Annotated in this window: 6 protein-coding genes; 1 reads left to right on the top strand and 5 read right to left on the bottom strand. The window is 50.2% G+C overall.

Annotation, left to right across the window (positions count from 1 at the left end):
• Positions 1 to 274: 274 nt before the first annotated feature.
• The 5 genes from ACFO9Q_RS07480 to ACFO9Q_RS07460 all read right to left on the bottom strand — a co-directional run bounded on the left by ACFO9Q_RS07480 (position 275) and on the right by ACFO9Q_RS07460 (position 12677).
• Positions 275 to 934 carry a class II aldolase/adducin family protein gene (locus tag ACFO9Q_RS07480; RefSeq protein ID WP_379180299.1) on the bottom strand — a complete coding sequence of 220 codons (660 nt, stop codon included), beginning with the start codon at positions 932 to 934 and terminating at the stop codon, positions 275 to 277.
• A complete protein-coding gene (locus tag ACFO9Q_RS07475) occupies positions 931 to 1914 on the bottom strand; it encodes a sugar phosphate isomerase/epimerase family protein (protein ID WP_379180297.1) in 984 nt (327 codons plus the stop codon). Before ACFO9Q_RS07475 ends, ACFO9Q_RS07480 begins: the two co-directional genes overlap by 4 nt.
• A 34-nt stretch (positions 1915 to 1948) precedes the next feature.
• Positions 1949 to 4258: a glycoside hydrolase family 9 protein gene (locus tag ACFO9Q_RS07470; RefSeq protein WP_379180295.1), complete on the bottom strand. Its 2310-nt coding sequence runs from the start codon at positions 4256 to 4258 to the stop codon at positions 1949 to 1951.
• Between the two features lie 79 nt (positions 4259 to 4337).
• Positions 4338 to 10217 carry an OmpL47-type beta-barrel domain-containing protein gene (locus tag ACFO9Q_RS07465; protein WP_379180293.1) on the bottom strand — a complete coding sequence of 1960 codons (5880 nt, stop codon included), beginning with the start codon at positions 10215 to 10217 and terminating at the stop codon, positions 4338 to 4340.
• Positions 10218 to 10292: 75 nt separating this feature from the next.
• Positions 10293 to 12677, bottom strand: a complete 2385-nt coding sequence (locus tag ACFO9Q_RS07460; RefSeq protein WP_379180291.1) for a discoidin domain-containing protein — start codon at positions 12675 to 12677, stop codon at positions 10293 to 10295.
• A gap of 366 nt (positions 12678 to 13043) precedes the next feature.
• On the opposite strand from ACFO9Q_RS07460, the gene ACFO9Q_RS07455 reads away from it, so the two are divergent.
• Entirely contained in the window at positions 13044 to 15611 is a 2568-nt protein-coding gene (locus ACFO9Q_RS07455; protein WP_379180289.1) for a right-handed parallel beta-helix repeat-containing protein, read from the top strand.
• Positions 15612 to 15713: the final 102 nt, after the last annotated feature.

Here is a 15713-nt window from a genome sequence, read left to right as displayed (position 1 = left end):
TTCCGTAGGTAAACAACTTCGTATAGTTTAGGATTTTTTTCTGCTTATAATTGATTTGATGACCAATAGGACTATGGCAATGAGAAAAAATGCTGTGGTATAAGGCATACTCGATTGTTGCAGCAGTTCCACGTCTCTCATAGACCGTTAACCCATCAGTTTCAAGAAGCTCTTACATACATAAAAGTTGAAAGCCCTGCAATGAATTTCATTTGCAGGGCTTTCATAAGGATGATATTTACAAGCATTGGCAAGATGTATCGGCAGCCATTATTCACATCATCTTCTGCAGAAGCTGGATTCGATATGCCTCGCTCTCGAGCGAAGCGATATCCGTCACTTCCTCCTCGGTCAATCCAGTCGGATTGCCGGCTGCTCTGGCTGCCAGATAGATCTTGGAGCTCTCTTCGACGACTTCGGTCCGATAGTAAGCTTCACGCAGATTCCGTCCAGTCGTAACGAGTCCGTGATGGCTTAGAATAACAGAGCATGCGGTAGCCAACGATGCTGCGCACGCCTCTGCAAGCAGCTCTGTCGTCGGTATGACGTATGGAAGAATAGAAGTCCGGCCTACCAAGGCGGCCTGATCTGGGTACATGATGGGCAGCTCTTCCCCGATCAGAGATAAGGCAATGCAATACGGCGGATGGGTATGAATGATTGCGCCGACGTCTGGGTTGCTCCGATATACATACAGATGCAGAAGAACCTCCGAAGAAGGGCGGAGAGCGTTATCCTCCAGACGGCCGGTAGCGATATTAACTTCCACCCATTGCGACGGATCAATCTCCTGCAGTGCATAGCCGCTCGGTGAGAGATACATCATATCTCCCTCCCTGGCGCTTATGTTTCCTCCTGGACCGACGACAAGACGGTTCGCTGCGATGGCGGCTGCGTAGCGGCTCAACTCTCCTCTGACCGTCAACGTATTCATTGCACCCCATCCAGCAGAAGCTTGCGAAAATAGGAGGCGCTCGCAGCAGCATTCCCGATGCGAATCAATTCATCCAGCTCCGCTTCAGGTACCCGGTCCAGCAGGCGGTTGAAGCTGTCCATGGCCAGCACGCCCTGCCGGACTGCCTCCAGACTGTCCTCTCGATAAGGGTATTGATCGATGGAGAGCCAGCCTTGATAGCCGGTCTTCCTCAGCCAATAGAAAAACTCAAGCGTCTCAACCGTATGGACGCTCCCTACAATCATGTCGTCATCCCAATGGCGGTAATTGTCGTTCATGTGGACGTGGAACAGCCGGTCTCCGTATTTCTTGAGCAGTGCGACAGACTCGGCCGGCGTCTCATATGCATTCAGGGCATGACCAAAATCGATCGTAACGCCGCAATTCGGCTCGCTGATTTCCATAATCGTCAGGAGCGCGTTGGACACCGTACTCAGATAGCTGTGCGTCCGGGGCTCTTTGATTTTATACTCCAGACTGATCCTCATGTCCTTGCGGTACCGGCATGTCTCTTGGACGCCGAGAGAGAACCATTCCCTCTCCTGAAGATAGTCGGCTTGGAACACATAGTCATAGCCATCCTGTCCGGGCCATAGACTGACAAGATCACAGCCGAGCTCGGCTGCAGCATCGATCATCTCCTTCGTATGGTTTACGGCATCCGCTCGAATGACGGCTTCACGGGAAGCGAAGCTTCCATTTTTCCACTTTGGCTGCCCGAAATGATCGGGGATAATGGATACGAGTTTCAAATTATAGTGTTCCAGATACTTTTTCAATTCGGCTACGTTTCGATCGGTCACATGCCAGCTTCCGACCAACTCCACACCGCTTACTTGGGGAATTTCCGCGACTCTGCGAAACAATTCGGCCAGCGCTACTGGCTCATCGTAGCCTGCTGTCAGAAACCGATCGGCACAAGAGCCGACATTGGATAAAATAACGGAATAACGGTTCATCTGTTTTCTCCTCCAAATGTAAAATCATTGATAATTAAACCCCGTTATTTGCACGTTCCAAATCACTCATTACGGCAAGCCAGTGGATGGAAGGGTGCACCCAAACCTCCTTATAATTGAAGCAATTTTGCGACGGCCAGTAAGGTACATCCTTCACTCCCTTAGTCTCAATGCCTACCGGCAGCGAACCGACGATATCTCCGGACATGACCGTATACTGAGCTGCATAATCATGTCCTTCCCCGTACATCTGGCTCTGGCAGAACGGATTCAATCCGACCACCCATTCGAGCTGGCGATAAGCCAGTGCTAACAGCTCAGGATCGTTCAGCAATGTCGCGGCAGCAGTCAGAGCCTTCGTCTGCGATAGCAATGTTCCCGTATTGCCCCGAAAATCGTACCACACCGGAAAACGCCGTACGTAGAAGCCCTCCCCAAGAGGGATCCCATTCTCAATCTGAGCTCGATAGGATGCAAGTTGATCTGCATCCTTAACGATTCGCTTCTCGATCAGTTCTTCGAGCGTTCCCACTAATTCCGCGGCTTGATACATTGAGTTGGCTAGCATCCCATAAGGCTCCGTGTAGGCAGCAAGCTCCTTCTGATATGCCGCATGCTGCGCGACGCAGGAATGCCAGCTCCCCCGGTCTGGGTGATCGGGTAACAAGCGGCAGAGCTTCACGAGCCCGTTGATGGGGAGATGCTCATAGCCTTGATGGCTGTAATGAAGGATGCGGGTATGCGTCTCATCACTATAGAAAAATCCGGCTGGCACCCGCGGGGCAGGTCGTTCCTTGCTCTGGCATCTAATGACATTCTCCGCAAATCGTGCCGCTATGTCGGCATATTCGTGCTCGTCAGTCGCTTCGTACAGCGCTGCCGCTGCGAGAATTACGCAGGAGGCAAGCTGTACGCCTCTATCGCCCGACCCTTGTGTCTGAATGTCCGAGAGCGCACTGGCGAAGTCGGAGCGTGCTGCCGTAAGAGCGTGCATGGCGAGTAGAGGGTTAGTGTGCCTGAATGTTCTTGCTGCTTCGGCCTCCGCTATTGCGGCGCTTAGATTGGCCCTGGCCTCTCTGCGCGCCGCGAAGGCGACGTCATCCTTCGTTCCAATGATGCCATCCGTCCAGAAGTCCATCACCGCCCACACTGACCGATACCCGTCGCCGAAGCGGGTCTTCAGCACCCACTGGAGCCCCCAGCGAGCCTCTTCTATTAATCTGTCGCGAAGTTCGTCGGAGTTCGTTAACGATTCCGCGAGCTGCAGCATAGCGGTTACTGCATCCGCGGTATTCACTAATGCTTGGGACAAGTCGCCCGCATCATGCCAGCCGCCGTTGATAACAATGGATTTGCCCTCGTGCTCGCACAACCAATCACTGTGGCAAATTCCATGAACGCCCTCAACCTCGAAGCCGCAGCGCTGGCAGAAGAAGAAGTTGATCGTTTTCCATATCGAGTCACGCCAAACCATAGAATCGATGAGAAAGGGCGGCGTTTCTATATCACCCAGCTTAAGCTTATATTGACCGGTTGTTGTCACTTCCGTGAAGGTAAGCCGGCGGAACGCTCCGTTTAGACTTTCTACGAGCTCCGTTGCCTTCTCCATTACAACGGTGCCGTCGGAACAATGGATCACCTGGAATGGTCCGGTGACATCCGGACGAACCAACGCTGTTTTGGGAAAGTCAGGATGATATCCTGAATGACTGTAGGAAATACGTCCGGCAGCCACTTCCCAGCCTTCGAAATGATCAGGTTCCACCTGCTGAAGTTCAAGTTGATCGATATCATAACAAACCTCTTCGCATGCTCCCGGCTCATTTCCTTGCGTACGATAGACAAAAGAAACACCTGTGACCTTATCGCGAGCCAAATGCGGGATTTCCCAAACGATATGATTCCATCGGTCCGGCTCCAGCATGAAGAAGTGCGCCCCATCCTTCAGTATCCAATTCGGCAGCTTTTCCTCTCCGCTGTTCTCCAGCATTACGAGAAGGCTGATTTTTTTCATTCCGGGCAGCGTTGGGTACACCCAGAAGGAGAGCCGATTCCATTCCGACCAGTCTTCACCTCTGAATAGGCGCTTCGCTTCACATTTACCTGGGGGCCGTCCACTCCCCCGCAGCGTATCCGTTACGATCATGGTAGGGGAGACAATACGGAGCGAATGACTGCCTTGCACGCACCTCTCTCCTGTTAAACTCATTCCCCCTTCTCCTTCATGGGACCAGGTTGTTAAGCTTTCCATATCATCGAGTAGTCTCGATTGAATAACCGGCTTCCTCAAGTGACGATACTCAGCCGTCTCTTCCTTATGAATGTTCATGGGTCGTCTTAACAAATCGTACATCTCCTCGTTTTCATAATGAGGTCTTATGGAATCGGGAAGGCCGCTTGAGACAGCCATCCCGATCTACGAATTACACTTCCATTTCTTCAATCAGACCCAACAATAGGTCTACTTGTGCGCGATTAAGACCCTTGCCTTCCAGTGTCTCTATTTCGTGAACGAGCTTATCCGATATGCCCTTGATGATCTCCTTCTCGAGCTTCTCCAAGGTCTTGTTAATATCCTCTGCGCTAATTGACCCATTGTCTGCCATAAAACGTCTTGTCAGCTCTAGAAAACCGGCCGTCGTGACCTTTACATCGATATTCACCGTTCTTACCGTTTCATTACCTGCGGCATCCTTGGCCGATACCGTATAGGTTCGTGTCCCCAATTCGAAGGTGTAGGCAGCACCCTGAGCAAGAACATCACCCGTGCTTGAATCCGCCGTAAGGCCGGACAATGAGTCGGCAGCTGTATAGCGCAGGATCACCTGCTCGTTAATGTCATATGTGCGTTCACCCGTCACTTCGATAACCGGACCTGTTTTATCTATTTTCACGACGTGCTCCACGGGGTCACTTTGATTGCCCGCTTGGTCCAAGGCCGAGTAAGTAACGGTCGACGCTCCTTCAGCCGATATGGTCACAGCAGCTTCCGTCCCGTTAACCGTCACTGGGGTAGAATCGCCGATCTGGTAAGTGATGCTCTTCACACCTGAGCCTTCCAGTTGGTCCGCAGCATTCAGATTAATCTTAACATCGGTACGATTCCAGCCGGCCAGGTTCGGCACTGGATCAACCGTCTTCGTAATCGCAGGAGGGAGATCATCTGCTATGACAAGCTCATAGCTCGCTTCGATTCCACCGAAGACTGCCTTGATTACAGCCGTCCCTGCACCTGTGATGTTCACCGCTCCTTCATTATTCACTGTGGCAACGGCAGTATTGCTGCTGCTGTATATGGCTTTTTCAGTTACATCAGATTTCGAGCCATTGCTGTAGGATGCCGTCACCTTGGCCTGTTGTTGTTTGCTTCCCGACAGGATGGCGGAAGACAATCCTTCAAGCCCCAGTGAATCCAGCGAAGGCTCCGCTTTTTGCAGCAGCCGAATCTCGCGCAGGTAGAAATCGCCGGTTGATTGCTTGGCAACCTTGATGTAACGGAAGGCTGTCGGATTCATGATGTATCCTGTCCATGTATCCGTTGTCTGATCGTTATAGCTGTTCGGGATGAAATGCAGCTCCTCCGCGCCGCTGGAGAAATCACCGTCCGCATCTCCAATGATTTTTATGTTCCTCGAATGTTCGGGTGCCGTGATATAAAAGCGCTGAAGAGAAATTTTATCCAGTTTATAAGGCTGGCCCAGATCGATCACAACGTAAGGATTCGGATTCGTGCCTCCCATGAGCCAGGAGGTAGCCTCACCGTCGGTCAAACTCAGCTTTTTAGCAGGCAATTCCGCTTCGAATCTCGAGGGAACCTCGACAATCGGTTTGTTCAGGGCAACATTGGTGAATGTATCATCCGGATTCACTTTCGGTTTGGACAACAGCTCGATTTCATTTAAAACAAGCGCTTTGCCGTCATTTTTGGAAATTTTAATGTACCGGTACGTTTTTGTCGAATAAGGCGCTCTCCCTCTCCATTCCGTGTTCCCTGCCGCTACATCGGCGGGCACCATAGCGAGAACATCACTAGATTCGGTAAAGCTGCCATCTGTACTGCCAAAAATGGTTGCGCCAGCAACTTGCTGCGGCTCTGCTGCATTCGGGCGCGTAAGCGAGAGCTCATCGATCGATTGCGGATAACCAAGGTCGACAACCACGAACGCTTCTCCCGTACTCTGAGGGGATACGGTCAAGCCGGTTGCTATCGCCGAGTCGGTTAAGTAACCCTGCTTAGACGGGAGGTCCGACTGATTCGGTTCGGAGATTGCGACGATGGAACGTCCCAACGCTACATTGGTAGGCGCAGCAGGTGACGGTGAGAGAACACGCACCTCGGATAAGGCAAGCGGTTCATTGTCAACAGTCTTCTGTATGCGCACATATCGATATTCCGGCAAGCCCTCCGGTTTGAAGCTGTAGGCTTCTTTGAACGGAATACCATTCGGTCCGATACCGCCAAGCTTATAATAGTCGCCGAATGCCGGGTCGTTGGACACGAGATATTCGATATTTCTCCGTTCAGCAGGATTATCATTAAACACATCAAACACCGTCTCTATTCGGTATAGGCTTGTCGGCTCCAGAAGATCCACCTGCCAATATGGCTTCAGGTCACCGGCCTCGGAACGCCATACAGTAAAGATAGAATTGTCTACTGCATGAGAGGCCGTGCCGCTGGATGATGAGGTCCCTTTCCCTTCGCTATAATTAGTTTCCACAGGTATAGGGAAGGAAGGGAATGCGTGTCTGTTAGGAATTACCACGTCCGTTTTACCGACCTTTTTACTATTCAGCGGACCCAACACCGTGCTGCCCTGTTTGATATCATCTGTAAGCTGCTGCGATAGGACGATCCGGTCGAGGAACAGAACCACTCCCTGATTGATTGGCGTTAATTTCACCGTATGAATCCCCGGTTTGCTCACCTGTACTGTGACAGGAGCCCCATTAATCTGGTTCGTGAACCCTACCGGATTGGCGAGCAGCATGTCACCTAGCACTTGTTGATCGAACTCGATTCTTACCTTGCCACTGCCCTTCGAATCGTCGCGACCGCGTATCGACAAGTAATAGGTACCAGGCGTCTGGAACTCAATGTCGTACGATACCGATGGTTTTCCAGTCTTGGCTGGCGTTCCTGTGAACTGCTTCGGATGAGTCATCAGTGGAAGCTTCGATGCAACATTCTGTGTCAATACATTCATAATGCCAATGAACGAATAATCAGCATTTTCCAGACCGACATAGCCGTTATAATCTTTTGCCTCTATTGAGACGAGCCCGTTCTCCTCCAGATGAGGAGCATCGAACAATGACCGGTCGACATAGGCCGTTCTCGGCTCGAATGACAGGGAGTGAATGTAGTTAGTACCGTTGGAACGAACGAGCGGCTTCGCGACTTGCGTATAGTCGGGTACCCAAGTCAGTACATCTCGGTAAGCAGCCTCCAGGCCTGCCTGATCGATAATTTGACGCGCTTCTGCAGGCCAGTCCGCATCCGGATAGATGTGTACGTCTGATATCCTTACCCCCTTGGGACCGGGGAGGAAGTTGACGATATTTCCGGTTGTCGTATACAAATTTCGGATGGTCGTATCGTCGATCTGGTTCAGGTTATAAGCGACATAATCGTTTCTCTCACTCTCGACCACATTGTCCTCATCCAAGAACCCTGTGGATTGTGCGTCGTGATACAGTGCGCCAGTATTGAAGGAGCCATTCACGTCCTTAACATAATTACCTCGATAATAAGAATTAACGTGGCTGCTGAGTGAATAGATCGCGCCGCCGTCAACCGTTTTCCGATTAAAATTAACAATTTTGTTATTCCCGACGAGCGTGTTGACCAGAGTCGTAATCTTCGTGCTGAACCCCCAGCCTATAGAGATTCCTGAATAGTTAACGCCGTAAATATCGTTATGCACAATGGACAAATTCTCCGAGTAGAGAGATGTGATCGCAGCGGCGCCTTCAAATTCTACTCCGATCTCCCGAAGCACATTATTCGAGACCATAATATTGGTCGGCAGCTCTTCCAGAGGTGAATCTATGATGTTATGATCGGTGCTGCCGATGGCGATCGCGCCGCCGGAGATGTCATAGAACAGGTTGCCGGCGACCTTAATGTCACGAATCCCGTTCTCCATATTGATGCCCGTGCGGCCAATGTGTCGAACGATATTTCTCTCGAAGGTAACATTACGTGCATGGTTGATATTAATAGCTGCCGGCATGAGGTCCTTCACGCCATTTTCATTTGCTACAATAACGGACTGCGTGTGTGCATACCCCTTCAGATTGACATCCATCCAGGTGGAACCACGGAACGTAATGCCTTTGAATGTTATGTCGTGTATTTTGTTGGCCAGCGAACTGCCTTTTAGGTTAAGAAGACTTGCTGCCTGTGGAGTATATAGCTTCGCCGTGTTGAGATCGACACCGGACTCCGGTTGATAATATAAATACTGCGTACGCTTGTCGTAGTACCACTCCCCAGGTGAATCAAGGAGTTCAAGCGCATTTTCCAACCGCACAAAACCGGCTAACCCGAGGTCGAAATTAAATTTAGTCAGATACGTGGTCATGTAAGGTTCTCTGAATCTCAATTTGCTGTACACGGTATCATAGCTCGCCGAATCGATGGGAAGAATATAGGCTCGCCAATGAACACTTTGATATAATTGCAGATCCTCCGGGTGCTTAAATCCCCCAATGGGTACAGCGGAAGTCAAGATGCTCACCTCACGTTTGCCCGACGCGGGAGCGGAATGAAACATTCCCGATGCTCGCTGCTGACGCTTATCATTCACATAGAACTCTCTCATGTCGGCAATGCCTTCGGCCTTCACCCGATAGATGCCGTTGCCAGCCGCCTCCCAGGAACGGCTTAATTCACGCCCTCCTTCGATAACCGGCTTCTCCCCCGGATAAGCTTCATAGGTGACCGTAAATCCGTTCATACCTGAGTCCTTCTCGTCGAAATTTACGGAAGTACTCTGGTTATATACGCCCTCTCTCAAATAAACACTATAATTCACAGTCATAGTCGGGAGTTTTGGACGCAGCGCTTTTCTTGCCCCGTCCAGAGTTCTGAAGGGAGCATCGATGGTTCCGCTATTCCCGTCGTCTCCATTCGGAGCTATATAATAGGCGCTCTGCTCGCCCTCACCCGTCGTGTATGTGATCGTACGTCCCGATGCAAGGGGTGTGCCATTCCATGCTTTCAATCCGGTACCGATCGTGACTTGATACTCCATCTCGTTTTTGAATGCGGACGAAGGAATGCGATATTGCGTGCCGCTGAATACAGGCGTATAAGTGACAATGGTGCCATTCTCTCTCAGAATGACGTTCGCAGGCGTAAAGGTAGAGGTGTCCATGGGTACATTGAAATCAATAATGAAATCTGTTGTTGCGGGTACACCCGTTGCACCGTCCTGGATGTTGGTGTTGGCAATTTGCGTCTGCGGATAGCCGTACACCTCAAATTCCTGCAGCGCCGAAGCCCAACCGTCTTTTTTCTCAAATTTGATATAACGATAGGAATTACTTCGGTAAGCTTCGCTTACCTTTACTTCCGTCACATTCGTCGTAAGATCAATGTTTGCACTGCTCGGGATCCCCCCCAGCACGTCTTCCGTTCCGGTAAATGTCGGTGAATTGCTTCCATAAATCTTAGCATTCATGACATGCCCGCTAATATTAGAGTAACCACGGTAAATGATCAGATCGTCCAAGCGGTGCTCCGCCCCAAGATCAAGCACAAAATTCGTACTGCCATTGGACGCGTTGATCACCTGGATTGCCTTGGCGCCGTCAGTTAGAATTCCGTAGTTCGTGATAGAGCTTGATGCGCTGATGATAGGCTTCCCAGCGGCGAGATTAACTGTGCCTTCCGCAGGAGCTGGACCGTTCGTCACTTGAAGGGTATACAACTTCTTGGTGACACCGTCTTGCGCGGTGACTTCAATAGGAATCATGTTCAGACCCTTCGTCAGAGATACGGACGAAGGAGTGCCGCTTACTGCAGGCACCCCGCCTACCGTAACCGCAGCATAAGTCGAATCGGTTACGGTAGGCGTTACCTTCAGAGTAGAGACATTGATAACATGTGCTTGATAAGCTGCTGTGTTGCTTGAGAATGCAGGCGATAGCACTCCGTTACTCAGGGTCAATCCGCTCAAGGTTGCCACACTGCTCCCCTCCGCATGCCCCACACCGGCGGAATAAGGGAAGAAGACGGATAAAAACACGGATACCGCGAGAATAAAGGCAAATAATCGATTGGCTTGCTGACGCATGTACGACACCTCTCCATTCTTCATTTATACATTCTGTCTGACCCAATGGAAGCGGTCAGTCAATTGAAACATCCGTTAAGGCAAATCTGCGCTTGATACGATAAGGCTTGATGCACTTGCCCCTGTGCTGTCCGTTGTAAGGGCATACCAATCCGCTCCTTGTGCGACTGCGCTTGCGGGAATGACTCCCTCATAGCGGGTCCCCGAGACCTGTGTCGCATTCACAGCCGTCCACACTCGTTTGTTCCAAGCGACGTTAGGGAGGCTGTAATACAGCTTCGCGCTTGCTACTGTTGCCCCCTCGGTCACATCGAATTGAACTTGCAAGCTTCCGTCGAACTCCTTCACGGAAGAGACTGTCGCCACCCTTGGAAACGGTGTTCCCTGTCCCTTTAGCAGGTAGTTAAAATAAAGAAACTCCAGATTGGATGAATCTGTCACCCCGCTGAGGCTGTGATCCGTATTCGGAGAAAACAGCTGATTCTTCGGACCCGAGATCTCTGACAACGTCTTCATAACGGCAGTCGGCCAAAAAAACGAATCGTTGGACGCCGCAGCGGAGAAGTAATTCGCCGTTATGCCTCCAGCCCTTCGTCCTGCATCAAGCTCCTTAAGCCAGTTCGCCGCATTAATGGCGCCTTGTACATCGAAAAACTGTTTTTTGAAGTAAGAGCCGTAATCGTAAAAGCCGCTGCCGTAAATGGCGAAGGCGGCTTTCACCTGGTTACCGAGCAGCGAGCTCAGCATAGCTGTGCTGTAACCGCCCCAGGACAGCCCGCGAATTCCGATATTGGCAGCATCAACCCCGGGTTGAGCCTTCAGCAAGTAAAAGGCTTGGAGCGCGGCAACCTCTCCTTCAAATATGGAGCTTGCCTTGGCATCGGGAATGGCTGTCAGCTGTCTTGAACCGTATGCCTCGCTTTTCCATTGCCCTGTGGATGCCGTGCTGCAGACTGCAGGGTCAGATATGCCAGGAAGCTCAGGGGTGACGGCAATATACCCTTTGGAGGCATACTGAATGGCCAGGCTTTCCTGAGCGCATTGCGTACCACCATGCAAGATAAGCACTCCCGGATAAGTACCCGCTGCTGCAGGTGAAGCGATTACAGAATAGATCTGGTTCGTACGTCCGGATACCGGATTCGATGTATATAATACTTTTTTGACTATCACCGTCCCCGAATTGGCCGTTGCTTCACTGATTACCGTGCTGATCACGGGAGTCTCTCCGGTTAGGAATGGAGTGAATAGATCAGGAGCTGTCGGACTTGGCATTACGAGATTGTCCGCTACATGCACTAGCGTGGACAACGTAGTTGTGCCATTCGATGCAGATATCGTCGCCTTGCCTGCGCACAGAGCAGAAGCATCTCCGCTGGCCGTAATCGGCAGTGTGCCTGTCTGGGTTGAATTCCATGTAATACCGCCCGGTGAATCAAACCCCCCAAGGCGCGCGACAAATTGCATATTTCTCGCTGCTGACAGCATCTGCGAGGAATTGGCGGAGAGTACACGGAACTCCTTGAAGCCTGCCCCCTCCACCGTCGTTTTCTCCACTCTAACATATCGATAGGCATTGGACTCCGATACAAGCGCCGACCAGACGGATTCGGTAAAGGCAATGCCCCCCACAGACGCAATCACCTTATAGGAGGAGAAATCGGAAGCATTGGAAACAAGAACACGAAAGCTGCGAAGCTCGTTGGCCGGTCTGTTATCCCGCGGCACCATCTGCAGCTTGTCGATACGGAATGCGGTTCCAAGGTCTACCTGCCAGTATTGAAGTTGGCCCGCTGCGCTCTTGGATACCCAAGCAGAGCCGTTGCCGTCATTCCCGTTCCCTGGTGCATAAGAGGCATTGTCTCCATAGTAGCTTGTAGCTGTCGCCGGTTTGTCGTGTGCAATGTTGGCGTATAGTAGATCGTCCGGTTCTGTTCCCCATACCTCGAATTCAGCGAACCCGAGACTGTTGCTTCCTTGTCCCGGAATTTTCTCTACACGGACATAACGGAATTCTTCCTCAATCGCAACCGGCAGCACCAGCTCATTGACCGTGTTCGCCTGGTTATATTCCACCAGCTTTGTTTTGGCTGCAAATGCGGCGTCATTGGAGCCGTATATCGCAATGTACCCTGACTCCTCCACAGTGGTTCCGTACCTAGCTTTAATTTTGATCTGAACGACCGACTTGGACGAGCCGAGATCCGTCTGAAACCACATCGGAAATTGTCCCCACACGTTGTACCATTCCGTCGTTCCATTCTGCGCTGCATTTCCGTCTACTGCCTTGGATGCAATACTGACATTAGAGGATGCGCTTACTGTGCTGCCTAGGGACAAGTTGCGGGTGTAGTATGCGGCCGCTTCCGTTTTCTGCGGTGAGAGGAATGAGTGAACAAAGATGCTGGACATAAAGGATAGAATAAGTAAAATCTTCCACGAATTCCATTGACGAGTCATGATCGATCCTCCAATTTTGAATGGGACTTAAATGACGTTTTTTAATGGAACACCTTGCATATAAGCACTCCGTCCGAACAACACCTCTTTCCAAAAATCACTTTTTATCTGCTTCCAATTACAGATTATAGGGATTCTATGTCCTCACTAATAGCACCAATACTATTATTATAGAGCGATATATTATAATTTTTCCCATCAATACCATCAGATTCGAATCTTTATCAAAGACGAAAGTCAGCCTTATAATGCAGGAGCATGGGAACGCTCTCAAACGAACGTGATAGAGGAAAGTGAGGTGGCTTTCTGTAAAGGTGAGAATTCTCGTCCCCGTGTCCATTTAGAAATCGAGAGGAGCATGATCGGATGTTACACATTGTATTTAAAAGGATGTCCAGCGGAATAATCGCAGCTCTTTTGTTGGCTGCCTCTTTTCCTTCAGCTGCCTTGGCCGAACCGGAAGCAGAATCAAATGATAGCAACCCGAGCGGAATCGTTTACTACGTCTCCCCAACAGGCAATGATGCTAATACTGGAACTATAAGCAAGCCATTCGCTACACTGGAGAAAGCCAAGCAAGAGCTGAAAGCAAACAAAAAGAACATCCCTGCACCTGCAACGGTGTATATTCGAGGAGGAACTTACTCCTTATCGAAGCCGCTTGTATTTGACGAGACAGACTCCGGTGAGGAGCACTCCCCTATTACCTATAAGGCCTATCCAGGCGAGAAGCCCGTCTTGACCGGCGGCGTAGAGATCAACCCGCAATGGGAGCCATACAAAGGCTACATATACAAAACGAAAGTGTCAGGCATTGAGGATATGCGAGAGCTGTTCGCCAATGAGAAGCGGCAGGTTCGTTCCCGTTCCGCCGTGACACAAGGGTTCGCCATACCGAATGATAAGAGAGGCTTTCTTGTAGCTAACGCAGACTTGCCGCAAGGAGGCATCGAACATCCGGAAGACCTGCAGTATTACCAAAATATTATATGGCGCACCTATATCCTGCCTGTAGACAAAGCTCAGCCTTACGGGAAGGAGTACACCAATTTCCGGCTGCGGGAGCCTTATATCACTACCCATCTTACCAAGCATAATTTTGCTATCGGCTATAACAGTATGTTCTGGTTCGAAAATGCGTTGGAATTTGTCGACTCTCCGGGTGAATGGTACTTTGATAAACGAACCAAAGAATTATTCTACTACCCGGAAAAAGAATTAAATCTGGAAAAAGCTAAATTCGAGGTGCCGCAAGCTAAATCCCTTATTACAATTAGCGGGTCCTCCGTTGACAAGAAGGTTCATCACTTGAAGTTCGAGGGATTGACGTTGAAGCATACGTCCTGGCTTGAGGTGAATACACGCGGCTTCAGCTCCGCACAAGGTACGACAACGGTTACAGATAAGGGAGCCTTCAATGAACTGGTGCCGGCCGCCGTCAATATTAATAATGCTCATCATATTGACCTGGAGCGTAACGTTCTGGAACAAATGGGTGCGAGCGCAATTAATGCAGAGAACGGCATCTCGGATATCCGGTTCCTAGGCAACATTCTGAGCGACCTCTCTGGTGGCGGCATCACGCTGGGAAGGAACGACCATATAAAGATAGACCAACCGAGTGAAGAGCTCCCCAGAAATATTGACATGAACAACAATGTGTTCCGGGAAATCGGTGTGGACTTTATGGGCTCACCAGGTATCAATACGTTCTACTCGGAGAATCTGAATATCCTGCATAACGATATGGACGGGATGAATTATTCCGGTGTCTCTGTCGGCTGGGGCTGGAGCAAAACAAGCACAACTCTGATCAATACAGTCGTAGGCTATAACAAAATTCAAAACTTCTCACGAAAAACGATCGACGGCGGGGGCATCTACTCGTTGAGCCGCCATGAGAATTCTCTATATGTCGGTAATTACATCAAGAATGCGAATTCCCCGTTCAATACCGCCGGACTGTACCATGATGCGGAAAGCCGCGGATTCGTGAACGAGAACAATGTCGTAGAGCTCGAGCGCGACGACTACAGCTCCTACAACCTGAACCAGGTGGACGATATTCATATCAAGAACCTGTATACAACAACCGGGAACATCATCAACTTCAAGCCGGGCCCTAATGTCAAAATTGAAAACGTGCACATCTATCCGGATGCCAAGTGGCCAAAGGAAGCAAAGGAAATTATTAATGAATCTGGACTTCAGAAGGAATACCGCGATATTCTGAAAAAGGTAAGAACGTTCGATTATGAGGAAAAGCCGTTTATTCGCTCCAGCGGGTACGACCATGTCAAGTCACTGTTCTTCGAGCCTCGGTCCCCTATTAACAATGAGAAGCTGTGGAAGGCTCCGCACCTGGAGGAACAAGGAATTGTCATTGTGGATGCGAAAGACTATAACGAGTATCAGGGTCTGGAGTCCTCTGACTACTCGTTCGTAGGGGTGCTAGGCTGGTTCAATGGCTTCGCTTCCAAATATACGCTCAAAACCCATCCTAAACAGATGACACGAGCAGAAAGCTATCCTGACGGCGCTCCTTCGCTTACGTACAACGTGAAGTTCACAACACCTGGCGACTATTACTTCTTCCTTCGAGGCAAGGCTGATCATCCGGACGGTAAAATCATTGCCGGATTCAATGGCAAGACGCTGGGCAGCATTACGCTTCCGAAGGACTTCGCTTATGTGAACCTGATAGATGGAATACCAGTTGTAGTGAAGGTAAAAGAACCAGGAGTTCACACCATTACTCTGACCGGAACTCGTGGCGATATTGAAACCTTCCTGGATCGTCTCGTCTTGACGAAACAGCCGACCGACAGTATATATGACGGCAGCAAGTCGTTCGGTCCGCAAAACAGTAAAAAAGCCGGTGTGCAGGATATACTGGTACCGCTGCCTCGCCCAGCTATCGTATTTCCGCAATAAAATTCGCTCGCTCAAGATGAAAAAACGGGCCTGCTGCTGCGGGCCCGTTTTTTTTCGTTGTATAAATAAAACCCTTTCGATTCCCTGATTGGAATCAAAAGG

It is taken from the genome of Paenibacillus sp. GCM10023252 (assembly GCF_042653305.1).
GTDB lineage: Bacteria > Bacillota > Bacilli > Paenibacillales > Paenibacillaceae > Pristimantibacillus.
This window is presented reverse-complemented; position numbering and strand designations above follow the sequence as displayed.

Coding starts and splice junctions, on each gene's coding strand:
- ACFO9Q_RS07465 (WP_379180293.1), bottom strand. CDS start 10,217: ATGCGTCAGCAAGCCAATCGATTATTTGCCTTTATTCTCGCGGTATCC.
- ACFO9Q_RS07480 (WP_379180299.1), bottom strand. CDS start 934: ATGAATACGTTGACGGTCAGAGGAGAGTTGAGCCGCTACGCAGCCGCC.
- ACFO9Q_RS07460 (WP_379180291.1), bottom strand. CDS start 12,677: ATGACTCGTCAATGGAATTCGTGGAAGATTTTACTTATTCTATCCTTT.
- ACFO9Q_RS07455 (WP_379180289.1), top strand. CDS start 13,044: ATGTTACACATTGTATTTAAAAGGATGTCCAGCGGAATAATCGCAGCT.
- ACFO9Q_RS07475 (WP_379180297.1), bottom strand. CDS start 1,914: ATGAACCGTTATTCCGTTATTTTATCCAATGTCGGCTCTTGTGCCGAT.